This is a genomic window from Methylobacterium sp. WL7, from assembly GCF_008040085.1.
GTDB classification, from domain to species: Bacteria; Pseudomonadota; Alphaproteobacteria; order Rhizobiales; family Beijerinckiaceae; genus Methylobacterium; species Methylobacterium mesophilicum.
Genome location: NZ_VRVG01000083.1, coordinates 1 through 24,104, shown reverse-complemented (window position 1 = coordinate 24,104; position 24,104 = coordinate 1). Strand labels below are relative to the sequence as shown.

At 71.8% G+C, this 24,104-nt stretch carries 24 protein-coding genes; 13 read left to right on the top strand and 11 right to left on the bottom strand.

Annotated elements, in window-relative coordinates; translation table 11 throughout:
• The first annotated feature begins 150 nt into the window (after positions 1-150).
• The 5 genes from FV233_RS19375 to FV233_RS19355 are packed head-to-tail and all read left to right on the top strand — an operon-like array spanning position 151 to position 5,788.
• Entirely contained in the window at positions 151-1,386 is a 1,236-nt protein-coding gene (locus FV233_RS19375) for an acyl-CoA dehydrogenase family protein (protein ID WP_147898471.1), read from the top strand.
• Complete coding sequence (locus FV233_RS19370) at positions 1,383-2,441, top strand: phosphotransferase family protein (protein ID WP_147898470.1); 1,059 nt, start codon at positions 1,383-1,385, stop codon at positions 2,439-2,441. Before FV233_RS19375 ends, FV233_RS19370 begins: the two co-directional genes overlap by 4 nt.
• Before the next feature lies 1 nt (position 2,442).
• Positions 2,443-3,219: an SDR family oxidoreductase gene (locus FV233_RS19365; protein WP_147898469.1), complete on the top strand. Its 777-nt coding sequence runs from the start codon at positions 2,443-2,445 to the stop codon at positions 3,217-3,219.
• A 29-nt stretch (positions 3,220-3,248) separates the two neighbouring features.
• A complete protein-coding gene (locus FV233_RS19360; protein WP_147898468.1) occupies positions 3,249-4,019 on the top strand; it encodes an SDR family oxidoreductase in 771 nt (256 codons plus the stop codon).
• On the top strand, positions 4,016-5,788 hold the full coding sequence (locus FV233_RS19355) for a class I adenylate-forming enzyme family protein (RefSeq protein ID WP_147898467.1): 1,773 nt from the start codon (positions 4,016-4,018) through the stop codon (positions 5,786-5,788). The genes FV233_RS19360 and FV233_RS19355 overlap by 4 nt, the downstream gene beginning before the upstream one ends.
• On the opposite strand, the gene FV233_RS19350 is transcribed toward FV233_RS19355, so the two are convergent.
• A complete protein-coding gene (locus tag FV233_RS19350; protein WP_147898466.1) occupies positions 5,755-6,303 on the bottom strand; it encodes a hypothetical protein in 549 nt (182 codons plus the stop codon). The two genes, FV233_RS19355 and FV233_RS19350, sit on opposite strands and share 34 nt — an antisense overlap.
• A gap of 462 nt (positions 6,304-6,765) precedes the next feature.
• On the opposite strand from FV233_RS19350, the gene FV233_RS19340 reads away from it, so the two are divergent.
• The 3 genes from FV233_RS19340 to FV233_RS19330 all read left to right on the top strand — a co-directional run bounded on the left by FV233_RS19340 (position 6,766) and on the right by FV233_RS19330 (position 9,648).
• Positions 6,766-7,011 (top strand): ferredoxin, encoded by a 246-nt coding sequence (locus tag FV233_RS19340; protein ID WP_147857803.1) that lies wholly within the window; start codon positions 6,766-6,768, stop codon positions 7,009-7,011.
• Between the two features lies 1 nt (position 7,012).
• Entirely contained in the window at positions 7,013-8,293 is a 1,281-nt protein-coding gene (locus FV233_RS19335; RefSeq protein ID WP_147898464.1) for an FAD/NAD(P)-binding oxidoreductase, read from the top strand.
• A 101-nt stretch (positions 8,294-8,394) separates the two neighbouring features.
• Entirely contained in the window at positions 8,395-9,648 is a 1,254-nt protein-coding gene (locus tag FV233_RS19330; RefSeq protein ID WP_147898463.1) for a cytochrome P450, read from the top strand.
• Positions 9,649-10,101: 453 nt separating this feature from the next.
• Here the strand turns inward: FV233_RS19330 and FV233_RS19325 are convergent, their stop codons facing one another.
• From FV233_RS19325 to FV233_RS19310, 4 genes are all read right to left on the bottom strand, one after another.
• Entirely contained in the window at positions 10,102-11,841 is a 1,740-nt protein-coding gene (locus FV233_RS19325; protein ID WP_147898462.1) for a methyl-accepting chemotaxis protein, read from the bottom strand.
• Between the two features lie 304 nt (positions 11,842-12,145).
• Positions 12,146-12,742, bottom strand: a complete 597-nt coding sequence (locus tag FV233_RS19320; protein WP_147856846.1) for an urea carboxylase-associated family protein — start codon at positions 12,740-12,742, stop codon at positions 12,146-12,148.
• Positions 12,743-12,808: 66 nt separating this feature from the next.
• Positions 12,809-13,567 carry a guanitoxin biosynthesis heme-dependent pre-guanitoxin N-hydroxylase GntA gene (gene gntA / locus FV233_RS19315; protein WP_147856845.1) on the bottom strand — a complete coding sequence of 253 codons (759 nt, stop codon included), beginning with the start codon at positions 13,565-13,567 and terminating at the stop codon, positions 12,809-12,811.
• Positions 13,568-14,120: 553 nt separating this feature from the next.
• Entirely contained in the window at positions 14,121-14,759 is a 639-nt protein-coding gene (locus FV233_RS19310; RefSeq protein ID WP_147898461.1) for an urease accessory protein UreE, read from the bottom strand.
• Positions 14,760-15,016: 257 nt separating this feature from the next.
• Here FV233_RS19310 and FV233_RS19305 point away from each other — a divergent pair, with 257 nt between their 5' ends.
• Positions 15,017-15,286: a hypothetical protein gene (locus tag FV233_RS19305; protein ID WP_007560631.1), complete on the top strand. Its 270-nt coding sequence runs from the start codon at positions 15,017-15,019 to the stop codon at positions 15,284-15,286.
• Between the two features lie 146 nt (positions 15,287-15,432).
• A complete protein-coding gene (locus tag FV233_RS19300) occupies positions 15,433-16,173 on the top strand; it encodes a TerB family tellurite resistance protein (protein WP_147898460.1) in 741 nt (246 codons plus the stop codon).
• A 5-nt stretch (positions 16,174-16,178) separates the two neighbouring features.
• Here FV233_RS19300 and FV233_RS19295 read toward each other — a convergent pair whose 3' ends face one another.
• Entirely contained in the window at positions 16,179-16,580 is a 402-nt protein-coding gene (locus FV233_RS19295; protein WP_147898459.1) for a type II toxin-antitoxin system VapC family toxin, read from the bottom strand.
• Complete coding sequence (locus FV233_RS19290; RefSeq protein WP_147898458.1) at positions 16,577-16,849, bottom strand: prevent-host-death protein; 273 nt, start codon at positions 16,847-16,849, stop codon at positions 16,577-16,579. The genes FV233_RS19295 and FV233_RS19290 overlap by 4 nt, the downstream gene beginning before the upstream one ends.
• A 222-nt stretch (positions 16,850-17,071) precedes the next feature.
• Here FV233_RS19290 and FV233_RS19285 point away from each other — a divergent pair, with 222 nt between their 5' ends.
• On the top strand, positions 17,072-17,824 hold the full coding sequence (locus FV233_RS19285) for an N-acetylmuramoyl-L-alanine amidase (protein WP_147898474.1): 753 nt from the start codon (positions 17,072-17,074) through the stop codon (positions 17,822-17,824).
• 125 nt (positions 17,825-17,949) lie between these two features.
• Here FV233_RS19285 and FV233_RS19280 read toward each other — a convergent pair whose 3' ends face one another.
• From FV233_RS19280 to FV233_RS19270, 3 genes are all read right to left on the bottom strand, one after another.
• The gene (locus tag FV233_RS19280) at positions 17,950-18,984 is read right to left on the bottom strand and encodes a TerC family protein (RefSeq protein WP_147856198.1); all 1,035 of its coding nucleotides are present in this window, start codon (positions 18,982-18,984) and stop codon (positions 17,950-17,952) included.
• Between the two features lie 183 nt (positions 18,985-19,167).
• Complete coding sequence (locus tag FV233_RS19275) at positions 19,168-19,488, bottom strand: SMR family transporter (protein WP_147856199.1); 321 nt, start codon at positions 19,486-19,488, stop codon at positions 19,168-19,170.
• Between the two features lie 10 nt (positions 19,489-19,498).
• A complete protein-coding gene (locus tag FV233_RS19270) occupies positions 19,499-20,917 on the bottom strand; it encodes an MDR family MFS transporter (RefSeq protein ID WP_238262483.1) in 1,419 nt (472 codons plus the stop codon).
• A 290-nt stretch (positions 20,918-21,207) separates the two neighbouring features.
• On the opposite strand from FV233_RS19270, the gene FV233_RS19265 reads away from it, so the two are divergent.
• Positions 21,208-21,738 carry a GNAT family N-acetyltransferase gene (locus FV233_RS19265; RefSeq protein ID WP_147898456.1) on the top strand — a complete coding sequence of 177 codons (531 nt, stop codon included), beginning with the start codon at positions 21,208-21,210 and terminating at the stop codon, positions 21,736-21,738.
• A gap of 110 nt (positions 21,739-21,848) precedes the next feature.
• Positions 21,849-23,066, top strand: a complete 1,218-nt coding sequence (locus tag FV233_RS19260; protein WP_147898473.1) for a TIGR03862 family flavoprotein — start codon at positions 21,849-21,851, stop codon at positions 23,064-23,066.
• Positions 23,067-23,398: 332 nt separating this feature from the next.
• Here the strand turns inward: FV233_RS19260 and FV233_RS19250 are convergent.
• Positions 23,399-24,104, bottom strand: a 706-nt coding sequence (locus FV233_RS19250; RefSeq protein ID WP_246690033.1) for a collagen-like protein, incomplete at its 5' end; no start/stop codon positions are given.

Below are 24,104 nucleotides of genomic sequence, written 5' to 3'. Positions count from 1 at the left end.
GTGCAGGATGGGGCAGCCGCGTTCGAAACGCTCCATCCGGAAACCGCGCTCCCCTCTCCCGACCCGGCCTGACAGCCGGCCCACCCTCCCCCGCAAAGGGGGGAGGGAGAGGCGCGGATCCCATCGGAACGAAACTCGGGAGCGGACACCGTGGATTTCGACCTCTCCCCATCCCAGACGCACTGGCTGACCCGGGTGCGCGCCTTCATCGCCGACGCGATCCAGCCCGCCGCCGCCGCGGTGGCGGCCGAGCGGGCGGCGAGCCGCGAACCCTCGCCCACGATGGAACGGCTGAAGGACAAGGCCCGCGGGGAAGGGCTGTGGAACCTGTTCCTGCCGCCCTCCCCCGAGCACGACACGGAGGAATACCGCGGCGCCGGCCTGACCAACCTCGATTACGCGCTCTGCGCCGAGGCGATGGGCAAGGTCGGGATCGCATCGGAATGCTTCAACTGCGCGGCGCCCGACACCGGCAACATGGAGGTGCTGCACCGCTACGGCAGCCCGGCCCAGAAGGAGATGTGGCTGCAGCCGCTGATGGACGGAAAAATCCGCTCGGCCTTCCTGATGACCGAGCCCGACGTCGCCTCCTCGGACGCCACCAACATCGAGACCGCGATCCGCCGCGACGGCGACCACTACGTCATCGACGGCCGCAAATGGTGGTCCACCGGGGTCGGCGACCCGCGCTGCAGGATCGCGATCCTGATGGGCAAGACCGACCCGGACGCGCCCCGCCACCGGCAGCAATCCCAGATCCTCGTGCCCATGGACACGCCCGGCCTGCGGGTCGCGCGCCTGCTGCCGGTCTTCGGCTACGAGGACGCGCCCAAGGGACACGGCGAGGTGGTGCTGGAAGGCGTGCGCGTCCCGGTCAAGAACCTGATCCTCGGCGAGGGGCGCGGCTTCGAGATCGCGCAGGGGCGGCTCGGGCCGGGGCGCATCCACCATTGCATGCGCACCATCGGGGTCGCCGAGGCGGCCCTCGAAGCGATGGCCCGGCGCCTGGTCTCGCGGGTCGCCTTCGGCAAGCGCATCAGCGAGCAGTCGGTCTGGGAGCAGCGGGTCGCGGAGGCGCGGATCGACATCGAGATGACCCGCCTGCTCTGCCTGAAGGCCGCCGACATGATGGACAAGGTCGGCGCCAAGGGCGCCAAGCTCGAGATCGCCATGATCAAGGTCGCCGCCCCGCGGATCGCCCTCAAGGTGATCGACGACGCGATCCAGGCCCATGGCGGCGCCGGCGTGTCCGAGGATTTCGGACTGGCCAGGATGTACGCCCACATTCGCACCTTGCGGCTGGCCGACGGGCCGGACGAGGTGCACAACCGCTCCATCGCCCGGCTCGAATTCGGGCGCTACACCAACGCCCGGGAGGGTGCATGAGCGGTCCCGACGCCTTCTCTGGCGTGAAGCCGGTCGAGCCGCGCCATCGGATCGACGAGGCCCGGCTGGCCGCCTGGCTCGCCGAACACGTCCGAGACTATGCCGGGCCGCTCAACCTGCAGCAGTTCCGCGGCGGCCAGTCGAACCCGACCTACCGGCTGGAGACGCCCGGCCAGGCCTACGTGCTGCGGCGCAAGCCGTTCGGGCCGCTCCTGCCCTCCGCGCACGCGGTGGAGCGCGAGTTCCGGGTGATCGGCGCGCTCTACGGCGAGGGGTTTCCGGTTCCGAGGCCCTTCGCGCTCTGCGAAGACTCCGAAGTGATCGGTGCGGCCTTCTACGTGATGGAGGCGGTGGGCGGCACTGTGCACTGGGACGGCACCCTGCCTGGCCTCGATTCGCATGCCCGGCACCGGCACTACGCCACGATGATCGCGACGCTGGCCCGCCTCCACGCGATCGAGCCGGAGGCGGCGGGCCTCGCCGATTACGGCAAGCCCGGCAACTACTTCGCCCGGCAGGTCGACCGCTGGACCCGCCAGTACCGCGCCGCCGAGGCGGACCGGCTTGAGGATGTCGAGCGCCTGATCGCGTGGCTGCCCCGCACCGTGCCCGAGCAGCAGGGCGCGGCCATCGTCCACGGCGATTACCGCCTCGACAACCTGATCTTTTCCCCCGACGGCGGCGTCAGCGCGGTGCTCGATTGGGAGCTGTCGACTTTGGGCGATCCGCTCGCCGATTTCAGCTACCTGCTGATGCACTGGGCGCTGCCGGCCGATGGGCGCAGCGGACTCGGCGGGCTCGACTTGCCGGCGCTCGGCATCCCGACCCGGGACGAGGCGGTGGCGCTCTATTGCCGGGCCGCCGGCCGGACCGACCTGCCCGACCTCGACTGGTACTTCGCCTACAACCTGTTCCGGCTGGTCGGCATCCTCCAGGGCGTGGCCGCCCGCGCCAAGGCCGGCAACGCCGCGAGCGAGCACGCCGCCGCCATGGCGGCCCGGGTGCCGACGCTGGCCGCCGCGGCTTGGGCCTTCGCCGAGCGCGCGGGGGCCTGAGATGGATCTCGCCGGCCGCGTCGTCGCCGTCACCGGAGCCGCCCGCGGCATCGGCTTGGCGCTCGCCGAGGCCGCCCACGCGCGAGGCGCGATCATCGTCGCCCTGGACCGGGACGGCGCTGGGGCGGAGGCCGTCGCCGTCCGGCTTGGCGGCCATGCGTGCGCGCTCGACGTAGCCGATCCCGACGCCGTGGCCGAGACCATCGCGCGGATCGAGGCCGAGACCGGGCCGATCGCGCTGTACTGCTCCAATGCCGGCATCCTGGAGCGCGACCCCGATCCCGGGCTGGCGACCTCGGCGGATCCGGCGAGCTGGGAACGCGCCTGGTCGGTGAACGTGATGGGCCACGTCCACGCGGCGCGGGTCCTGGTCCCGCTCTGGCTCGCCCGGGGCGAGGGGGCGTTCCTCGGCACCGTCTCGGCGGCCGGATTGCTGAGCCAGATCGGCAGCGCGACCTACTCGGCGACCAAGCACGCCGCCCTCGCCTTCCTGGAGCACCTCGCCATCGCGCATGGGGGGGATGGAATCCGGATCGCCGCCTTGTGCCCCCAGGGCGTCGACACCGCGATGCTCGGGGCCGCAAGCGCCGCCGCCCGCGACGGCGTGCTCGCACCGGAAGCCGTGGCCGAGGCGGCCTTCGACGGGCTGGCCGCCGGCCGGTTCCTGATCCTGCCGCACCCGCAGGTCGCGGATTACGCCCGCCGCCGGGCCGACGATCCCGAACGCTGGCTCGCCGGCATGGCGCGCCTGCGCCGGTCGACGCTGGACGCCGGATGATCCCCGAACAGACCCAGGGAGGACGCGCCATGTCCCTGTTCGACCTGACCGACAAGGTCGCGCTGATCACCGGCTCGTCCCGGGGCATCGGCCGGGCGATCGCCCTGCGGATGGCCGAGCACGGCGCCCGGGTGGTGATCTCGTCGCGCAAGCGCGAGGCCTGCGACGCGGTGGTGGCCGAGATCGAGGCCGCCCACGGCCCGGGCCGCGCGGTGGCGATCCCGGCGAGCATCTCGGTGAAGTCGGAACTGGAGGATCTGGTCGCCCAAGCCGAGGCCCGGTTGGGGCCGGTGGACGTGCTGGTCTGCAACGCCGCCAGCAACCCGTATTACGGGCCGCTCGCCGGCATCTCGGACGCGCAGTTCCGCAAGATCCTGGAGAACAACGTCCTGTCGAACCACTGGCTGATCCAGATGGTCGCCCCCGGCATGGTCGCGCGGCGGGACGGGGCGATCGTCATCGTCTCGTCCATCGGGGCGCTGAAGGGGTCGCCGGTGATCGGCGCCTACAACGTCTCCAAGGCCGCCGACCTCCAGCTCGCGCGCAACTACGCGGTGGAATATGGCCCGGCCAACGTGCGGGTGAACTGCCTGTGCCCGGGGCTGATCCGCACCGATTTCGCCCGGGCCCTGTGGGAGGATCCCGAGATGCTGGCCTCCACCACCGAGGTCGCGCCGCTTCGCCGGATCGGCGAGCCCGACGAGATCGCGGGGGCCGCCGTGTTCCTGGCCTCGCCGGCCGGCCGGTTCGTCACCGGCCAGTCACTGGTGATCGACGGCGGCGTGACGATCGCGCGATGAGCCCCGATCCCCGCCTCCCCGCCGGCTGGCCGGCCCTCTCCTTCCGCGAGGCGGAAGCCCGGCTCACCGCGCCGGGCGCCGCCTTCGCGATCACCACAATTCCGATCCGCGGCGTGCCGACCCGGATCTGGACGAGCGCCCCGCCGACCCTGCGCGACCTGTTGCGCATCGCCCAGGGCCATGGCGACAGGACCTTCGTGGTCTACCAGGACGAGCGCGTCACCTTCACGGGCTTCGCCCGCGCCGTGACCGCCCTGGCCCACGCCCTGGTGGCGGCCGGAATCGGCAAGGGTGACCGCGTTGCTATCGCGTTGCGCAACCTGCCGGAATGGCCAGTCTGCTACTACGGCGCCCTGCTGGCCGGGGCGATCGCGACGCCGCTCAACGCCTGGTGGACCGGGCCGGAACTCGCCTACGCGCTCCAACATTCCGGCGCGCGGGTGCTGATCGCCGACGGGGCGCGGTTCGAGCGCATCGCGCCCCACCGCGCCGAATGCCCGGCCCTGGAGCGGATTTTCGTCACCCGGATGGAGCCCGACGACCGGGCGACGCCACTCTCCGCGATGATCGGCCCGGTGGCGGACTGGGGCGCGCTGCCCCAACAGGCCCCACCCGACATTGCCCTCGACCCCGAGGACGACGCGACCCTGTTCTACACCTCGGGTACCACCGGCCGGCCCAAGGGCGCGGTCGGCACCCATCGGGCCGCGGCCACCACCGTGATGGCCTACCCCTATTCCGCGTCGCGCAGCGCCCTGCGCCGGGGCGAGACGCCGCCGAGGCCCGACCCGGCCGCACCGCAGCGGGCCTCTCTGCTGGTGATCCCGCTGTTCCACGTCACCGGCTGCCACGCGAGCCTCGGGGCGGCGCTCTACGGCGGCCATCGCCTGGTGATGATGCATCGGTGGGACGCCCACGAGGCCCTCGACCTGATCGACCGGGAGGGCTGCACCGGCGCCGGGGGCGTCCCGACCATCGCGTGGCAGCTCGCGACAGCGGCCCGGGAGGCGGGCCGACCGCTGCCGAGCCTCGAATCGGTGACCTATGGCGGCGCGCCCGCGGCCGGCGACTTGGTGCGCGCGCTCGGCGAGGCCTTCCCGAAGGCGGCCCCCGCCACCGGCTGGGGCATGACCGAGACCTCGGCGACGTTCACCCACCACCAGGCCGAGGATTATCTCGCCCATCCCGAGTCCTGCGGCCCGCCCCTGCCGGTCTGCGAGGTGCGGATCCTAGACCCGCTCGGACAGGATCTGCCCCCCGGCAGCGTCGGCGAGCTGTGCGTGAAGGGCCCGAACGTGGTCCGCGGCTACTGGGACGACCCAGCGGCCACCGCCGAAGTGCTCTCGGAGGGCTGGCTGCGCACCGGCGACCTCGCACGCGCCGACGACGAGGGGTTCCTGACCATCGTCGACCGGATCAAGGACATGCTGATCCGCGGCGGCGAGAACATCTATTGCTGCGAGGTCGAGAACGTCCTCTACGCGCATCCGGACGTGATCGACGCCGTGGTGCTGGCCGTGCCCCACCCGACGCTGGGCGAGGAGCCCGGCGCGATCGTGGCGCTCGCCGAGGGCGCCCGGACCGGACCTGAGGAGATCCGGGCCTTCGCGGCCGAGCGGCTCGCGGCGTTCAAGGTGCCGGTGCGCGTCGTGGTCTGGGACGGGCTCCTGCCCCGCAACCCCGCCGGCAAGATCCTGCGGGCACCCCTGCGGGCGGTGTTCGCGGCCGGATCCGCTCAGAACGGCTCGCCCTCGTCGTCCGGCCGGTAGACCCGCAGGGACCGGCCGTCCGGGAACTCCACCGAGCGGCGGCGCACGACCAGGTAGCCGGCGGCCTCCGCGGCGCGCAGGCGCTCCAGCCGCTCGTCGGCATAGCCGGGGCCGTAATTGTAGGCGCGGTAGCGCGGATAGCCGTCCGGCAGAGGCGGCGGTGGGGGGGGTGCGACCGCGACCATCCTGTGCGGACGCATGGGCCGGGCCGGCGCCGCGGCGACGCGCGGCCGGGGCGCGGTCGTGGCGACCCGTTTGGCCTCCGGGGCGCGGCGCGTGGCGACCCGCTTCTGAACGGGCCGCGCGGCGACCGCCTTGCGGGCCGGTGCCGCGGCAGCAGGAGTCGATGCAGAAGGCGGGACGGCTTTCTGAGCCTCGGCCGGGCTCGTAGCCGGGGCCGCCTTGCGGGCCGGCGGGTCGGTCCAGCCCGAGGCCGGCTCGGCGCGCGCGCCGGCTGCGCCCAGGGCGAGGGCGAGGACGAGCGCGGCGAGACTCGTTCGTGCACCGTACGGCATGGTGCCCTCCTGAGATCGCGGTGTTTCGGATCGGTCCGCGGGGCGGCGCGACAATAGAGCGAACCGTCGCGCAGGGGAATTCCGCAGCATCATGTCGACGGCGATCCCCCAGGACATTTTTAGATCAGTGAATCGTTCTCGATGACCCGAGCCGGGAAGCCCGAAATCCCCCGGCCGGAGAGGAGCGCGTTCCCGTTGCTTCAAACCGGTGTCCGGTTCGGCTGGACGGCCCTGCCGCGGCGCGGGCGCTTGAACCGAACCACGAGCTCCGTACCGGTCGCGTCGGCCATCCGGCGCAGCGTCTCCACGGTCGGGCTTGCGGCCCCCGATTCCCATCGCGAGATCCTGGCCTGATCCGTTCCCATCTTCTCAGCGCATTGCGTCTGCGATAGGCGCCCGGCCTGCGACGGCGAGGACGGCGCTTTGCCCGGAACTCACCGCCCCCGCCGTGGTTGCACCGCCATGTCCACCCCTGCCGATGCGTCCTCCGGCTCACCACCCGGCCTGCGGGTGTGCGTCGATCTCAACCTCTGCCAGGCCTACGCCCAGTGCTGCTACGCGGCGCCGCGGCACTTCCGCATCGAGGGACACGAGGCGCTGTTCTACGATCCCGCCCCGGCCGCGCAGGACCGCGCCGACATCGAGCGGGCGCGCGTCGCCTGCCCGGTCCAGGCGATCCGAGTCGAGGATCCGGGGCAGGCTGCCTGAGATGGCGTCGGGATCGACCACCGAGCGCGCGATCGTGGTTGGCGCCGGCCTGGCGGCATTGCGCGGCGCCGAGGCGATGCGGGAGGCCGGGTTCACCGGCCCGCTGACCATCGTCGGCGCCGAGCCGTACCGGCCCTATGACCGTCCTCCGCTCTCGAAGCACGTGCTCACCGGCGAAACCGGACCGGACGCGACCACCCTGCCGAGCAGCCTCGGCGGGGATGTGGAATGGCGCCTCGGCAGCCCGGCCGAACGCCTCGACCGGGGATCCCGCACCCTCCACCTCGCGGACGGCGGCGCCCTGCCCTACGACCGCCTGCTGATCGCCACCGGCACCCGCGCCCGGGCGTGGCCGAACCCCCACGAGGGCCGGCTCGCCGGCGTCTTCACCCTGCGCGGTCGGGACGACGCCGCCGCCCTGCGGACCGCGCTCGCCGCCGGTCCCCGCCGGGTGGTGGTGATCGGCGGCGGCTTCATCGGCTGCGAGGTGGCCAGCGTGTGCCGGCAACTCGGCCTGCCGGTGATCCTGGTCGAGCCCGGGCCGACGCCGCTGGCCCGCGTCCTCGGAGGCACGGTCGGGGCGTTCATCGGGGCGATCCACGAGGGTCGGGGCGTCAACCTGCGCTGCGGCAGCGAGGTCGAGTGGCTGGAAGAGGCGAACGGCCGGTTCGTGCGCGCGCACCTCACGGACGGCACCCGCATCGACGCGGATGTCGCGGTGATCGCCCTCGGGGCCGTCCGCAACACCGAATGGCTCGACGGATCCGGCCTGTCGGCGGATCCGGGCGGCGTCGATTGCGATGCGGCCGGATACGTCCTCGACGCCGACGGGGCGGCCGACCCGCGCATCGCTGCCGCCGGCGACGTGGCCCGCTTCCCCCACCCGCTCTACGGCGGGCGGCGCGTGGCGCTGGAGCATTGGAGCCAGGCGGTGGCACAGGGCATCCACGCCGGGCGGCTGCTGGCCGGGGCGAAGCCCGAGGGCCCCTACGGCGCGCTGCCGACCTTCTGGTCCGCACAGGGCAACGTGGTGGTCAAGTCCGTCGGGCTGACCGAGGGCGCGGACGCCCTGGCGATCACCCATGGCGAGCCCGGCACCGGCCGCTTCCTGGCCGTCTACGGACGGGCGGGGCGCTGCATCGCGGCCGTCTCGGTGGACAGCGCCCGCTGGCTGCCGGCCCATGCCGAGCGGGTCGCCGTCGGCGCGCCGTTCCCGCCGGAGGGGACCGCCGCCGATCGCCCGGCGAAGGGGATCACCCTCCTCACCCCGGGCTTTCCCTGACCGCCCCGGCGCCCCGCCCGGGATCCAGGGCGCCGCGCCGAGGTTTCGAATTGGATCGTCCCGGACGTCTCCGTCCGGACGATGCGTAGCTTGGACACCGCATGCCCGACGCCACCCTCCTCGATCAGGTCAAGGATTTCGCCAACCGCGCGGACCCCTATCCGATCTACGCCAAGCTGCGGGAGCATCCGGTCTCGCGCCAGGACGACGGGACCGAGGAAGGGACCTGGGTGGCCGCCACCCACGGCGCCATTTCGAGCCTGCTGCACGACCCGCGGGTCAGCTCCGAGACCCTGCCCCCGGCCGACCGGCCGCGCACCGGCAACCCCCTCACCGACCTGATCGTCAAGCCGCTCAAGGACTGGATGATGGACCGGCACCGGGTCTTCATCTTCCGCGACCCGCCGGACCACGACGTCCTGCGGGCCTCCGTGATGCACCAGTTCTCCCGCGCGCGCGTCCAGGCGATGCGGGCCCGCTCCGAACGGCTGGTGGCCGACCTGCTGAACGAGAAATGCGGCGCCCGGGAGATCGACGCGGTCGACGACCTCGCCTACCCGCTGCCGGTCACGGTGATCTGCGAGCTGTTCGGCGTGCCCCGGGAGGACGAGCCGAAGTTCCACGGCTGGGCGACCCAGCTCGCCACCGCCCTCGAGCCCGACAGCCTGTCCGATCGGGAGATCCGCGACGCGAATAGCCGGACCTTCGACGCGATCGGCGGCTACATGGCCGACCTGATGAAGGAGAAGCGCCGGCATCCGCAGGACGACATGCTCTCGGGGCTCGCCAACGAGGCGACGCCGGAGGGCGCCAAGATGGGCGATTACGACCTGATCGCCACCTCGATCCTGATGCTGGTGGCAGGCCACGAGACCACCGTGAACCTCATCACCAACGGGCTGCTGACGCTGCTTCGCCACCCCGACGAGCTGGAGCGCCTGCGGCAGGATCCCCGCCGCGCCCCGCGCGTCATCGAAGAGCTGCTGCGCTACGAGCCCCCCGTGCAGTTCCGGACCCGCAGGACCCTGTCGGCCATCGACGTCGCCGGCGTCACGATCCCCGAGGGCGCCGACCTCGTCCTGCTGCTCGCCTCCGGCAACCGCGACGGCGCCGTCTTCCCGGATCCCGACCGCTTCGATCCCGACCGCGCCGGCATCCGCCACCTCGGCTTCGGCGGCAGCCTCCATTACTGCGTCGGCGCCCCGCTCGCCCGGTTCGAGGCCGAGGCGGCGCTCACCGCCCTGGCGAGCCGGCTCAAGGCCCCCCGGCTGATCGAAGACCCGCCGCCCTACCGCTCCGGAGCCGCCCTGCGCGGGCCGGAACATCTCCGGGTGGCGATCGACGGGATTCTTTGATTGTCTTTGGTGCAGGTTACAGACCGAGGCTGAACTTCGTAGGCGTTCCCTCAGGACGAAGCGCGGGTTCCCCTCGCCCCGCAAGCCTGGCGGATTCACACATCGGGGTCGGCAGAATACGCTGGAGACACCGCGGCTCTCCCTCCCCCCTCTGCGGGGGAGGGTGGCCCCCGAAGGGGGTCGGGAGAGGGGAGCGCCGGTCCAGGATGCGGCGGTGGCCATCACACGGACACACGCCTTTTCTTGAAGCCGGGTTCCCCTCTCCCGACCCCTGCTGACGCAGGGGCCACCCTCCCCCGCAGAGGGGGGAGGGAGCACGCACCTTCCCTTCCGGATCAGGATCTGCCGGTACCGGCATGTTACCAAAGTGAGATGTGTGAATCCGCAAGCCCCGCAAGCGGCGCGAGGAGAGCACCTCTTCAACGCGCCGGAGCGAAAGCTTAGGCCACCCTCTCAGGCGGCTTTGACCGCGGCGAGGAACGTGGTCACCTCCTGGCCCAGCCCGGAGGCGTAGCGTGCCAAATCCTGCGCGGCGCTCAGCACTTGGCTGGCGGCGGCGCCGGTCTCGCCGGCGGCTTCCCGGACCTCGGCGATGTCGGCGCTGACGGCCTGCGTCCCCTGCGCGGCCTGGGTGACGTTGCGGACGATCTCGCTCGTGGCCGCGCCCTGCTCCTCCATGGCGGCGGCCACGCTCAGGGCGACCGTGCGCATGGCGTCGATCGTACCCCCGATCGTCCGGATCGACTCGACGGCGTGCCGGGTCTCGCTCTGGATCGCGGCGATCTGATGGGCGATCGTGTCGGTGGCCTTGGCGGTCTGGGCCGCCAGGGCCTTCACCTCGCCGGCCACGACGGCAAAACCCTTGCCGGCCTCCCCGGCCCGGGCGGCCTCGATGGTGGCGTTGAGCGCCAGCAGGTTGGTCTGCCCGGCGATGCCGGCGATCAGGCCCATCACCTCGCTGATCTGGTCCGTGCCCCGGGACAAGACCTGCATCAGGTTGTTCGTGCGGGCTGCGTCGACGCTGGCCTGGTCGGCCATCGTGGAGGACTGGGCGACGCGGGACGCGATCTCCTGGATCGAGGCGGACATCTCCTCGCTGGCGGCGGCCACGGTCTCGACGTTGCTCGACGTCTGCTCCGAGGCGGCCGTGACACGCCCGGACTGGTCGGTGGTGCGGTGGGCCGTGCGGGTCATCTCCCGGGCGGTGGCCTCCATCTCAACGGCGGCCGCCGACAGGCTCTGGGTCAGCGCGCCGACATGGGCGTCGAACCGGCCGGTGAGTTCGTCCAGCGCCTGGGCGCGGCGCATTTTGGCGGCGTTCTCGGCGGCGGCGGCCGTCTCGGCGTCCCGCTTGGCGATCAGCGCGTCCTTGAAGACCTGTACGGCCCGGGCCATCGCGCCGACCTCGTCGCCGCGTTGCTGGTCCGCCACCGGCACCGCGAGGTCGCCGCCGGCGAGCCCCCGCATCGCCGCGGTCAGGCGCACGATCGGCCGCGACAGGCCGTTGCCGATGAGCACGAGCAGGGCGAGCACCGGGAGCACCAGGCCGGCGGACCAGAGCGCATTGGTCAGCGCGCGATGGCGCACGGCCGCGTGGACGTCGTCGCGATAGAGGCCGGCGGCGACGACCCAGCCCCAGGGCTTGAACATCTGGACGCTCGCGACCTTCTCGACCGGCTCTGTCCCGCCCGCGCGCGGCTTCATGTAGTCGACGAAGCCGGCACCGTCGCGCTTGGCGACCTCCACCATCTCGGCGAAGTAGCGTTTCCCGCCCGGGACGTCGGTCTGCTCCAGAACCACCTTGCCGACGTTCTTGGCGTTGAACGCGTTGGCGATCAGCCGCCCATCCGAATCGAGGACGAAGAAATAGTCCGCCTTGCCGAAGCGCAGGGCGCTCACCGCGTCGAGGGCGGCCTTCTGGGCCTGATCGACCGGCATCCGGCCAGCGGAGGCCAGCGCCTCGTAATGGGCGAGCAGGCTCTGGGCGACGTCGCCGAGGGTCCTGGTCATCAACGCCCGGTCCTCGAGCGCCGAGGAGCGGGTGTCGACGTAGTTCAACCCGCTGAGGGCGCCGACCGCCGCCAGCACCAGGGCCATCACTGCCGACAGCTTGTGGCGCAGCGTGACGTTCGAGAGGCTCCACCGGGGCGCGGCGTGGCCCTCGGGCGAGCGGTCGGTCTGCGAGCGTGTCATCGGGGCACCGGAAACGGGACGGGTGAAGGCCGTCGGGGGCTGTCGGCGCCGGGGGCGGCACCGCCCGCGGCGGCCCGGACCCCACGGCACCGTTCCGGGGCGAAGGTTTGACACGGGATTGGTAAAGATTCGGTCCACGCCGGGTATCGACAGCGTATTGAATGCGCTTCCCAGCCTCGACAAGTCTCCGGACACACATTCGATCGCCATCCCACGCGAAGATCGCGCGGGATCAAGAGATCTACAAGAAAATAATACGAACCTCTTCGCGGAAGATCTGCCCTCTCCGGCGAGGTTGTGTGCCCTATGCGTCGATCCGATAGTGGATCGGCTTGAAGCTGCCGTTGTTCGATTGCAGCGCCGAGCAGGCGGTCAATCCGATGATCAGGTCTGTCTCGGCGGTGAACACGATCCGGTCTCCCGCCCGGCTCAACGGCGGCTCGACCGTGAGCGCCCCGGTCGTCCCGTCGATCGGCACGTTCATGAAGCAGTTGAACGCCACCGGGATCGCGTCGGGTGCGATGCCGTAGGGAGCGAGAGCCGCGGCGAGGTTGCCGAAGCAGCCCCGGTGCGGGTCCGTATCGCCGTAGATGATCCGGAACGTGTCGGCCGAGCACGGCGTCAGCAGGAAGTCGTGGCGCCCGACCGTGTCCTCGACGATGCGCAGCAGCACGTTCGAGCGGTTCGAGTAGAGCGGGTCTCCGGTGGTCAGGTAGATCCGGCTGGCATAGTCGAGGGTCCGCCCGGACGAGATCGCCTCACCCGTATCGTGGCGGTTGTAGGCGACGAGGTCGGCGACCTGCTCCCCGCGCGGGTCGATCACCGTCAGCCGCTGGCCCCGGTCCAGGGTGAACGCGACGCCTGAGCGCGGCTCGATCTGCTGCACATCCGCTCGGTCCATGGTGTCTCCGCTCCCGCTTCGGTCCGGCTGGAAACGCGGCAGGCGCCACCGCGATCCGGTGGCGCCTCAGGCGCCGCTGGTCGGGACGGTGAGGTCGCGCGGCGAAGCCAGCGGGTGCCAGTCGTCCGTGGCCGGTGCGGTAGGCGCCGCAGGCCGGCCCTGCATCGGGCAGCGCCACTCCTCGCCGACCACGCGGCCGCTGTACTGGCGTGCCTCGGAGGTTTCGCCGTGGCGCGCCAGCATCGGGTTGAGGCTGCCGGCGAGGGCCTCGTCGCGCTCCAGGATCGAGGCGCGCAGCTTCTCGTAGCGGCCCTCCGCCCGCAGCCGCTCGAACTGGGCGTGCAGGTTGAACACCAGTACCGGCGAGGAGAATTGCCGCGCGGGCCGGCTCGCGTTCGGGTGCAGGCCGACCACGAAGAACGCCTCGCCGCCGAAGCTCAGGGAGAAGTGCGGGTTGTCCGGATCGTCCGCAACGCGGGCGTCGTGGGGCTGGCCGAGCCAGGCATCCTTGTCGGTCAGCGACTGCGCCCGCGCCCACAGGTTCTGCTCGAACGCCTCCTCGGACAGGTCGCCTGGCCCCTCGAACACCACCGCGAAGCTCTGGAACAGGTCGGGCGCCTCCCGGTAGCGCGCCACGAAGGCGAGCAGGGCCGGGTAGATGCGCATGTCGTCCCAGCCCGAGGTGATGTCCCGGGCCACGACGATCTTCATGCGCCCGCGCGACAGCGCCGACTTGGCGCCGACGCAGGGGAACGGTGGATTTCGAATGAAGTCGCGGAAGGCCTGGGCACGCGGATGCTCTTGGTCGTCGCGGGGAAACTGCATGCGCTCCGTAGCCCGTATCTGCGCAGGTCCGCCCCGGGAGGGGGCGCCCGCTGGTCGGGACTCGGGCAACCCCGGTTTCAGGTCGCTGTTCCCGCCTGCGACAGGTCGTCCGGGGAGAAGATGAATCGAAAGCCGTCACGCGAAGGATCGACGCCGGTGTTCGAAAGACCTGTCGCAATGTTCGGCCGCGGCCCAAACATAGATTAAGGCGGGATAGACTCTGCCCGCACCCGCGCGAATGTTGCGGGGCCCGTGGCGTGACTTCCCCGGATGGTCAGACGGCACGATCCAGGTCGGAGCCTGTCTGGCCGGTCTTGCCCAACCTCGCCCGCGTGCGAACGAGGGAGGCCCGCTCGGCTGACACCTGAGGATAAGGGCGGCGGACTGGAGGGGGGCTGATCGGGAGGGGGCGAGCACCCGCTGTCGGATGCTGTGCATCCCGGGCAAGAGGACGCGACTCTGCGACAGAGCGGGGTCGGCAGGACGTCTTCGTGCAGCCCGCCGAAGTCGCCCCGGGGTCGGCGGCGCGCTTCGGCTCCCGGGGCGGGCGGCCCTAATGGTCGTGGCTGCAGCCCGGACCGTGGACGTGCGCGGGATGCGCATGGTCATGCGTCCCGGCATGGTCGTGCGCGTGATGGTCAGGGCCGTGGGCGTGCCCGTGATCATGCGCGTGATCGTCGGCGTGTGCGTGGGTATGCCCGTGGTCGTGATCGTGACCATGCCCGTGATGGTCATGGCCGTGATCGTGCCCGCAGGTGCTGTGGTCGTGCGCGGCCTGCTCGGGCCGGAACGGACGCGAGACCGGGCTCGCGGTGCAGCCCTGCCCGCGCACCAGCTCGGCATTGGCCGGCGAGGCCGGGACGTAGAGCACGTCCGCGGCGATCTCGGCGGGGACGTGGTTGCCGCCGAGCTGCCAGGCCAGCCGGGTCAGCCGGGCCGGGTTCTCGGCGCGCACCTCCAGCAGCGCCTCCGCGGCGGCCCGCACCGCGACGAGTCGGCCGTCCTCCAGGCGCAGGGCGTCGCCGTCCTCCAGCGCCGCCGCCTTTGCGAGCGCCACCTCGAACCCGAGGCCGCCCTCCGCGACGAGGGATCCGGACGCCGCCTCCCGGCCCGCGTGGTCGAGGCTCACCGTGTCGACGACGCGGTCGGGGCGAACCGCGGCCCGGCGGATGATCGTGGTGGCTCTCGACATGGGACCCTCGGGGATGGCGCCGCGGCGCCCCGGCCGGAGCGCCGCCTCAGGCCGGTGGCATAGGGCGAGACGGGAAGCGGGCGCAACTCCGGCCGCCGCCGGTGGGAGGTGCTGGAGCCACGTTCGGGATACGCGAGCGATCGACGGCTCCGGGCATGGAACCTTAGCCGTAGGGAGAGCATTGCTTTACTGCTAAGCTCACCGCGATCCGCGACGACGACGGCCGGACCGGATGCACTAAGGGAGATCAGGGGACCATGAAGAAGCTGACCGCAGCCGCCCTCGCCACCATCGCAGCCCTGTCGCTGGGGGCCTGCAACACGCCGGAGGACCGGGCTCTCGGCGGCGCCGGCCTCGGCGCGCTCACCGGCGCGGCCATCGGTGCGGCCGCCACGGGCCGCGCCGGCGGCGCCCTGGCGGGTGCCGCGATCGGCGGCGCCGGCGGCGCCATCGTGGGCGCCTCCACGGCGCCGCGCTGCCCCTACGGCACCTACCGCGACGCCTACGGCAACATCTACTGCCGCTAAAGCCGGGGGGCCGGGCGCGTCCCGGCCCTTCCGCACCGCCCGAGGAGCGGTTATCCCGGCGTCGGCCGGGGCGTCCCCGGTGCCGGACGCGAAGCCGCCGACATGACCGCACCGAGTCCGCGTTTCCCCTCGGGATCGGCCCGTCCATGAGCCAGGGGGCCAAACTCCAGGGCCCCTGGGGTAAGCTCGGCGGTGCCGGGCTCGGGCTTGCCGTGGGCGGTCCGCTCGGGGCGCTGATCGGCGGCGTCGCGGGCCACTTCCTGGTCGACCGGATCGGCGCGCCCTTCGGCCCGACGCCGCGCGACGTGGTGTTCACCACCGGGCTGGTGGCGCTGGCCGCCAAGATGGCCAAGTCCGACGGCGTCGTGCTGCCCTCCGAGGTCGAGGCGTTCGGCCGGGTCGTCCGCGTCGACGAATCCGCGCGGTCCGGCGTCGAGCGGCTGTTCGACCTGGCCAAGAAGACCACGAACGGTTTCGAAGCCTACGCGCGTCAGCTCGCGACGACCTTCGGCGACGAGCCCGCCCTGCTCGAGGACGTGCTCGACGGCCTGTTCCAGATCGCGGGCGCCGACGGCGCGCTGCACGAGGCCGAGGAGCGCTACCTGCGCGCCGTCTCGGCGATCTTCGGCTTTGACGATGCTGCCTTCCGGCGGATCGCGGCCCGGCACGTGCGGCTGCCAGACGATCCCTACGCGGTCCTCGGCCTCGACGCGGAGGCCGACGAGGCCACCGTCAAGGCCCGTCACCGGGCGCTGGTCGCCGAGCATCACCCCGACCGGGCGCTGGCCCGGGGCCTGCCCGCCGAGGCCGTGACCATCGCGACGCGGCGGCTCGCCGCCATCAACGCCGCCTACGACCGGATCGTGCAGCAGCGCGGATCGCGGTGAGCGCGTCAGACCGCCGGGTCTGAGCAGGAGACGAGCCGCACAGGATACCGCGTGGCGTGCCGGTCTTCCGAGACGAAGGTCGCATCTTCGCTGATCGCCTGGGCGACGAGCAGGTGATCGAACGGATCGCGATGATCGGGGTGCATCGGCAGGCCGCCGAGCACCGCAAGATGTGCGGGGCGGATCTCCAGCCGCATGAACCGGTCGCGCGCAAGGGCGGCGTCGATCTCCGCGATATCGGCCTGAAGCTTGCCGATCCGGACCTTGACGACGATCTCCCAGAGCGAGGCGACGCTGACCAGCACGTCGTTGCCTGGATCCGCGATCAGGGCACGGGCCCGGTGCCCGAGGGGATCGCTGTCGGCGAGCCACCAGAGCAGGGCGTGCGTGTCGAGCAGGAGCCTCACCGCTCCTCGCCCTGCATCGCCGCCAGCACCTCCGGCGGGAGCGTGTCGAAATCGGGGGCCATGGCGATCCGGCCACGGAGCATCCCGGGCGTCCGGACCGTGCGGACAGCGTCCGCGGGCGGGTGGATCTCGGCCAAGACCTCGCCGCGCGACGTGACCAGGAACGTGTTGCCGTCCCGGGCCTCGCGCAGGAAGCCATCGATGTTGCCCCGGAACGTCTTCACGCCGATCCGTCGGGGTGCCGTCTTGTTCCGTACCGGGCCGGCCATCGTCGACCTCCACTGCAGCGCCGCATGTGGGCGCATGGTCCGAACGCCGTCAATGACGGGCCGGCGCGATCCGGAACTTTCGACGCCGCATCGCGGTGCGAGCCATGGCACAAGGGCAGCGTCCCGGATATCGGAACCCGGACGATGCGCCCGGTCTCTGGTTTCGCATCGTCGTTTTCCGGAAGCCGGAAACGACCGTTCGGGATGATGCACAAGCCCGCCATGACGCTGACCCCCGACAGCCCCCTCGCCCGCCGCGTGGCGCCCTCGCCGAACCATGGCGAGCGCCGCGGAGCGCAGCCCGACATGCTGCTCCTGCACTATACCGGCATGGCGAGCGGCGCCGCCGCGCTGGCGCGGCTGCGGGATCCGCTAAGCGAGGTCTCGGCCCATTACCTCGTGTTCGAGGATGGCGGCATCGTCCAGATGGTGCCGGAGGCCCGGCGCGCCTGGCACGCGGGCCGGGGCGCCTGGAAGGGCGTGACCGACCTCAACTCCCGCTCGGTCGGGATCGAGATCGTCCATCCCGGCCATGCCGGTGGACTGCCGCCCTATCCGGACGCGCAGGTCGATGCCGTGATCGCCCTGGCCCTGGACATCCTGGGGCGCTGGCCGATCCCGCCGGAACGGGTGCTCGGCCATTCCGACATCGCCCCGGAGCGCAAGGAGGATCCGGGCGAGACCTTTCCCTGGGACCGCCTCGCGGCGGCCGGCGTCGGCCACCGGGTGCCGCCCGCCCGGCTCCGGGACGGGCGGTTCTTCGCGCAGGGCGATGCCGGACAGCCCGTGGAGGCGCTGCAGGCGATGTTCGCGCTCTACGGCTACGAGCTTCCGGTGACCGGTGTGTTCGACGCGCGCACGCACGCGGTGGTCACGGCGTTCCAGCGCCATTTCCGCCAGGAGCGCGTGGACGGCGTGGCCGACGCCTCGACCATCACCACCCTGCGCGACCTGATCGCCGCGCTACCAGCCTAGCACCGGGAAATCCCGGGATTCCAAAGGGCTCAGCCCTTTGGCGGGGTTCGGGGGCGGAGCCCACGAGACGTTCCAGGGCTCTGCCCTGGACCCGCAAAAGGTCCCGGCCTTTTGAAACCTGGACTTCAGGCCCGATGGGCCGGCGCCTCGTGGCCGTGGGCCGGGCCGGAGACCGCCTGGGCCGGGGCGTCGGTGCGGGTGCGCCACAGGCTGTAGAGCACGCCGATCGTCAGCAGCGACAGGGTCACCACCAGCGAGACCCAGGGCTGGACGTGGATGAGCCCGAACGTGTCCGCCACGACGATCTTGGCGCCGATGAAGATCAGGATGAAGGCCAGCGCGGTCTTGAGATAGGCGAACCGGTCGACCATCGCGGCCAGCGCGAAGTAGAGGGCGCGCAGGCCCAGGATCGCGAAGATGTTGGAGGTGTAGACCACGAACGTGTCGGTGGTGATCGCGAAGATCGCCGGCACGCTGTCGACCGCGAAGATCACGTCGGCGCCGTTGACCAGCACCAGGGCCAGGGCCAGCGGGGTGAACCACAGGGCCTTCTTGCCGGTGGCCGGGTCGGGCCGGCGCACCGCGAAGTGCTGGCCGTGCAGCTCGGGCGTGACCCGGAAGGTCTTCTTGATCCAGCGCACGACGGCGCTGTTCTGGAAGTCGCCCTCCTCCTCGGGACCCGAGAACAGGATCTTCAGGCCGGCGAAGATCAGGAACGCGGCGAACAGCGACAGCACCCAGTGGACCTGGTGCACGAGCGCCGCGCCGAGGCCGATCATCAGGCCGCGCAGCAGGACGGCGGCCAGGATGCCCCAGAGCAGGACCCGGTGCTGGGCGGCGCGCGGGATGCCGAGCGCGGCCAGGATCATGGCGATGACGAAGACGTTGTCCATCGACAGCGACTTCTCGACGACGAGGCCGGTGACGTATTCCTCGCCCGCCTGCGGCCCGAGATACCACCAGATCCAGCCGCCGAAGGCGAGGCCGAGCGCGAGGTAGAAGCCGGTCAGCAACAGGCTCTCGCGGACCCCGATCTCGTGGTCCTTGTCCCGGTGCAGCAGTCCGAGATCGAAGGCGAGCAGACAGGCGATCAGGACGTGGAAGCCGAGCCACATCCACAACGGCTTGCCGAGCCATTCGACGGTTAGAACGTCCATCATGTGCGGGACCTGATGCTGATTCCGGAAGGAAAGCATCGGCTCCGACATCACGGGCGCTGAACAGCGCCCGCCAGAGGGGCCCGCAGCCGATAGGGGCGAGTTAAGCGGGCGAACCGGGCGAATCAAGGGCACGGTCGCGGCGCGCGGGTGACGCGCGCCTCGGGCCGCGTCCGCGGCCGGGCCTCAGGCCTCCCCGGACAGCTTCATCAGCACCAGGCCCGACACGATCAGCGCCGCCGCGGCGATCCGCAACGGGCTCGCGCTCTCGCCGAGCATCAGGATGCCGAGCAGGAAGGCGCCCACCGCCCCGATGCCGGTCCAGACCGTGTAGGCGGTGCCCAGCGGCAGGCTGCGCATCGCGAAGGCCAGCAGGACGAAGCTGCCGAGCGCGGCCACCACCGTCACGGCGCTCGGGATCGGCTGGGTGAAGCCGGCGGAGCGCTTCATCGCATAGGCCCAGACCACCTCCAGCAATCCGGCCGCGAGCAGGATCAGCCAAGCCAAGGTCGTGTCCTCATGTCGGGGTGTGAGCGGCCGGGGCGCCGTCGGGCTTTGCCGCCGGACGTTCGCCGAGCGGGCGCTCCTCCATGTAGGCGAGGAACCCGAGGGCCGCCACCAGGCCGACGCAGGCGGCCAGGAACACCGAGCGGAAGGTCTCGGCCAGATGCGCGGGATCGCCGCCCCGGATCAGGCTCTCCACGTCGTGCCCGGTCCCGGCGGCCCCCCCGAGCACGATCGTCCCGAAGGCTGCCACGATCAGGGCGCCGCCGAGCGAGCGGAAGAAGTTCATCGCCGCCGTGGCGATGCCGAGCTGGTGCGGTTCCACGGCGTTCTGGATCGCGATGGTGGAGAGCGGCAGGATCGTCCCGATCCCCATGGAGAGCAGCGCCAGCATCACCTCCATCAGCCAGAACGGCAGCGCCCGCCCCTCCAGGGCGATGACGGCGCAGCAGGCGATGCTGACGCTCATCATGGCCAGCGGCACGCGCTTGTAGTGCCGGAACAGCAGCATCGACCGGCCCGACAGCGTCGCCCCGGTGACGGTGCCGACCATCAGGGGCACCAGGGCCACGCCGGATTCGCTGGCGGTGAGCCCGAGCACGCCTTCGAGGAAGATCGGCACGTAGATGGTCAGGCCGATGAAGGTGCCCATCGCGAAGCAAGCGGACAGGGTGGCGCTGTAGACCACCCGGTCCTTCAGCACCTGCGTGGGGATCAGCGGCTCGGCCGCGGTGGCGAGCCGGGCCGCGAACCCGCAGCCGAGCACGGCCGCCACGGCGAGCAGGCCGAGCACCGGCGCAGAGCCCCAAGGGTAGCGCACGCCGCCCCAGCTCAGGGCCAGCATCAGGGTGGTCGAGCTCAGCACCAGCAGGATGGCGCCGGGATAGTCCAGCGTGTGGCGGCGCTCGTTGCGCGGCAGCAGCTTCAGCTTGGCGTTGGTCAGCGCGAAGGCCAGGAACCCGATCGGCAGGTTGATCCAGAAGATCAGCGACCAGTGCAGGTGCTGGGCGAAGAAGCCCCCGAGCAGGGGCCCGGCCACCGAGGCCGCCACGAACACGCCCGCGATCACCACCTGGTAGCGCGCTCGCTCCTTGGGCGGCATGATGTCGGCCAGGATGGTCTGCGACAGGGCGATCAGCCCGCCGCCGCCGATGCCCTGGAGGCCGCGAGCCAGCGCCAGGGTCACCATGGTGGGGGCCACCGCGCAGGCGAGCGACCCGAGCACGAAGGTCGCGATGGCGATCAGCAGCATGATCCGCCGGCCGTGGATGTCGGAGAGCTTGCCGTAGAGCGGCGTGACCGCCGTGGAGGCGAGCAGGTAGGCGGTGACGATCCAGGGCAGGTTGGCGGCATCGCCCAGATCGAGCCCGATGGTCGGCATCGCGGTCGCCACAATGGTCTGATCGAGGGCCGCCAGCAGCATCGCGGTCATCAGGCCGAAGACGATCGACCGGATCTCGAGCGGGCTGAGGCGGGCTTTCGGGGCGGCGGCGGACGGATCGGTCGCGGTGACGGCGGTGGAGAGCGCCACGGGCGGGAAGCCTCTTCTGGGTTTGCGCGGGATCGGCAGGCTGGACGGGAACGAGGCTGCAGCATCACGGTTGCGGAAGGGTACGGCATTAACGACGGGCCGCGCCGGATCCTACGCGTTCCGCGGCCGTCTGCCTTGTGCGTGACACGGGGTGAATTGCCCGCAGGCGGTGCCCCACGCATAATTTCCGCATGGCCGACATCATCTACCGGGCAGCGCGGGCGACGGACGCGCAGACCATCGCTGCGATCCACGTGGCGAGTTGGCGGAATGCCTATCGTTCGATCCTCGACCCAGCGTTTCTGGCCGGGCCTATCGAGGAGGATCGCCTTTCGCATTGGCTTGGAAAATTCAGCCGCCCGGCCTCGGATTTTCAGGTGGACGTCGCCTCGACCATCGACGGAACGCTTGTCGGATTCACAGCGACGCACCGTAACCTCGATCGACGGTGGGGCAGCCTGGTGGACAATCTGCACGTCCTTCCGGAGATGCGGGGCAGGCGGATCGGTGAGGTGCTGCTGCGCTCGGCTGCGCGTAAGCTGGCCGCTCAGCAGGCCGCAGAGGGCCTGCACTTATGGGTTTTCGAGGCCAATGAGCCTGCGCTTCGCTTCTACGAGCGTTTGGGTGGCCAGGTTGTCGAACGAACCCTTTCGCAGATCCCGACCGAAAACGGCAGGACGATCTTGCGGGTTCATTGGCCGGCATTGTCGGACCTGTTCTAGCGAACCGTGACGGCTCGCAGAGCGAACCCGAACAGACGGTCCGCCCCTGAGACGCCGCTGACATCGGCCACATCTTGACAGATACGGGCCGCCTGCCGCTCTCCAAGCGGATGCCGGACGACATCGAGGATATCGCCATCGTGGGCGGCGGGCCGGCCGGGCTGGCCGCGGCCGAGGTGCTGGCGCAGGCCGGCCGCGCGGTCACGGTGTACGACCGGATGCCCTCGGTCGCCCGCAAGCTGCTGATCGCCGGGCGCGGCGGCCTCAACCTCACCCACAGCGAGCCGCGCGCGGCCTTCCTGACCCGCTACCATCCCGCCGGCCACCTGGACGCCGCCATCGCGGCGTTTCCCCCGGAGGCCCTGCGGGACTGGTGCGCGGATCTTGGCGAGCCGACCTTCGTGGGCACGAGCGGGCGGGTGTTTCCGACGAGCTTCAAGGCGTCGCCGCTGCTCCGGGCCTGGCTGGCGCGGCTCGACCGGCTCGGGGTCCGGATCCGCACCCGCCACCGGCTCACGGCGATCGGTGAGGCGCTGGCCTTCGAGACGCCGGACGGTGCGGTCGAAATCCGGCCCCGGGCGGCCCTGCTGGCGCTCGGCGGGGCGAGCTGGCCGCGGCTCGGCTCGGACGGGCGCTGGGTGCCGCTTCTCGAAGGGCTCGGCGTGGACGTCGCGCCCCTGGAGCCGGCCAATGCGGGCTTTGCCGTGGCGTGGTCCGACCTGTTCCGCGAGCGGTTTTCCGGGGCGCCGCTCAAGCGGGTGGCGCTCGCCTGCGACGGCGTTGCGGTCCGGGGCGAGGCCGTGATCACCGCCGCCGGGATCGAGGGCGGGGCGATCTACGCCCTGTCGCGGCCCCTGCGGAATGCGATCGCCGGGCGGGGAAGCGCCCGGCTCACCGTCGATCTGCGTCCCGACCTGACCCGGGTTGATCTCGCCCGCCGCCTCGCCGGCGCCCGGCCGGGGGACTCGACCGCGACCCGTCTGCGCAAGGCCGCGGGGCTCTCGCCCGTGGCCGCGGGTCTCCTGCGCGAGGCGGCCGGCCAAAACCTCCCCGGCGAGCCAGAGGCGCTCGCCGGGCTGATCAAGGCCGCCGTCCTCGACCTCACCGGCTCGGCCCCGATCGAGCGGGCGATCTCGACGGCGGGCGGGGTCCGGCTCGATGCCCTCGACGGCCGCGCCATGCTGTGCGCCCGCTCCGGCCTGTTCCTGGCCGGCGAGATGCTCGACTGGGAGGCGCCGACCGGCGGCTACCTGCTCCAGGGGGCCTTCGCGGGCGGCCGGGCCGCCGCCGCCGGGATGCTCGACTGGCTGCGCGAGACCGGCGGGTGATCGGGGCGATCGCGCCGCCTGGAGCTCGGATCTGCGCGGCGGGGTCCTGATCTTTTCTACGAAGGCGCTGGCTTATGCCCTCGCCCCGCGCGGGGACAGAGCGGACTCATACATCTCCGGACGAGGCGCAGGTCCCCTCTCCCGTGCGGGAGAGGGACAGGGTGAGGAATGCGACCTGTCCGGAAAGACCTGGTCCCTCACCCCAGCCCTCTCCCGCACGGGAGAGGGGGCGCGTCGCGCCTTGCACAAGCCGATATGTGGACATCGGAGCCCGTGCGGGCGTGGGAGGCGCCAGCGTCGCTTCTATGAGAGAGGTTTGACACCTGCAGCCGTCACGGCCGGGTGCAGAACCCAACGATCCCCGAGGCCTCTGCCGGGCAGGTGGCGCCCTCCCCGTCATAGACCGGGGTGCCGCCCTTGAGGCAGTGGGCGGTGACCAGCGTCTCATCGGACTCGCAGGTGACGGTGCAGCCGCCCGCGCAGTCGGACTTGCGCACGGCCCGCAGGGCGGACGCGCCGGCCTCGCCCCTGGCCCCTGCCCCGCCGACCGGGCCGGGCTCGCCCTTGATGCCCGGCTCGCCCTTCGGTCCCGGATTGCCTGGGGTGCCCGGGATTCCCGGAGCCCCCTGCTCACCCTTGGTGCCGGGCTCACCCTTGAGCCCCGGGTCGCCTTTCGGACCCGCATCGCCCTTCGGCCCCGGCTCCCCGGTCGGACCCGCGGCGCCCTGAGGGCCGGGTGGGCCCGGCGGGCCTTCGGCGGCGCAGTTCGCGACGACCGCCTCGCGCTCGTCCGGGTCGGCCTTGAGGGTCACCACGCAGGTCGGCGGCCGGTAGGGGACCCGGAGCGCGAAGCGCCCGCGCCGGTCGGCCTGGATCGAGATGTCGTCGTCCAGGACCACGATCGCCCCCGGCTTGCGCACCGAGCCCGAGATCCGCAGGTCGCCGGCCTCGATCCGGGCGTCGTAGACCATGATCGGCTGGCTCGGGACCGGCGCGTGCCGGGGCCGCGGCTTGGCCTGGCGCGGGGGCGCCTCGGAG

Excerpts from the sequence above, each read along its gene's own strand:
- FV233_RS19370 (WP_147898470.1), top strand. The coding sequence starts at position 1,383 with ATGAGCGGTCCCGACGCCTTCTCTGGCGTGAAGCCGGTCGAGCCGCGC.
- FV233_RS19365 (WP_147898469.1), top strand. The coding sequence starts at position 2,443 with ATGGATCTCGCCGGCCGCGTCGTCGCCGTCACCGGAGCCGCCCGCGGC.
- FV233_RS19360 (WP_147898468.1), top strand. The coding sequence starts at position 3,249 with ATGTCCCTGTTCGACCTGACCGACAAGGTCGCGCTGATCACCGGCTCG.
- FV233_RS19355 (WP_147898467.1), top strand. The coding sequence starts at position 4,016 with ATGAGCCCCGATCCCCGCCTCCCCGCCGGCTGGCCGGCCCTCTCCTTC.
- FV233_RS19350 (WP_147898466.1), bottom strand. The coding sequence starts at position 6,303 with ATGCCGTACGGTGCACGAACGAGTCTCGCCGCGCTCGTCCTCGCCCTC.
- FV233_RS19340 (WP_147857803.1), top strand. The coding sequence starts at position 6,766 with ATGTCCACCCCTGCCGATGCGTCCTCCGGCTCACCACCCGGCCTGCGG.
- FV233_RS19335 (WP_147898464.1), top strand. The coding sequence starts at position 7,013 with ATGGCGTCGGGATCGACCACCGAGCGCGCGATCGTGGTTGGCGCCGGC.
- FV233_RS19330 (WP_147898463.1), top strand. The coding sequence starts at position 8,395 with ATGCCCGACGCCACCCTCCTCGATCAGGTCAAGGATTTCGCCAACCGC.
- FV233_RS19325 (WP_147898462.1), bottom strand. The coding sequence starts at position 11,841 with ATGACACGCTCGCAGACCGACCGCTCGCCCGAGGGCCACGCCGCGCCC.
- FV233_RS19320 (WP_147856846.1), bottom strand. The coding sequence starts at position 12,742 with ATGGACCGAGCGGATGTGCAGCAGATCGAGCCGCGCTCAGGCGTCGCG.
- gntA (WP_147856845.1), bottom strand. The coding sequence starts at position 13,567 with ATGCAGTTTCCCCGCGACGACCAAGAGCATCCGCGTGCCCAGGCCTTC.
- FV233_RS19310 (WP_147898461.1), bottom strand. The coding sequence starts at position 14,759 with ATGTCGAGAGCCACCACGATCATCCGCCGGGCCGCGGTTCGCCCCGAC.
- FV233_RS19305 (WP_007560631.1), top strand. The coding sequence starts at position 15,017 with ATGAAGAAGCTGACCGCAGCCGCCCTCGCCACCATCGCAGCCCTGTCG.
- FV233_RS19300 (WP_147898460.1), top strand. The coding sequence starts at position 15,433 with ATGAGCCAGGGGGCCAAACTCCAGGGCCCCTGGGGTAAGCTCGGCGGT.
- FV233_RS19290 (WP_147898458.1), bottom strand. The coding sequence starts at position 16,849 with ATGGCCGGCCCGGTACGGAACAAGACGGCACCCCGACGGATCGGCGTG.
- FV233_RS19285 (WP_147898474.1), top strand. The coding sequence starts at position 17,072 with ATGACGCTGACCCCCGACAGCCCCCTCGCCCGCCGCGTGGCGCCCTCG.
- FV233_RS19280 (WP_147856198.1), bottom strand. The coding sequence starts at position 18,984 with ATGATGGACGTTCTAACCGTCGAATGGCTCGGCAAGCCGTTGTGGATG.
- FV233_RS19270 (WP_238262483.1), bottom strand. The coding sequence starts at position 20,917 with ATGACCGCGATGCTGCTGGCGGCCCTCGATCAGACCATTGTGGCGACC.
- FV233_RS19265 (WP_147898456.1), top strand. The coding sequence starts at position 21,208 with ATGGCCGACATCATCTACCGGGCAGCGCGGGCGACGGACGCGCAGACC.
- FV233_RS19260 (WP_147898473.1), top strand. The coding sequence starts at position 21,849 with ATGCCGGACGACATCGAGGATATCGCCATCGTGGGCGGCGGGCCGGCC.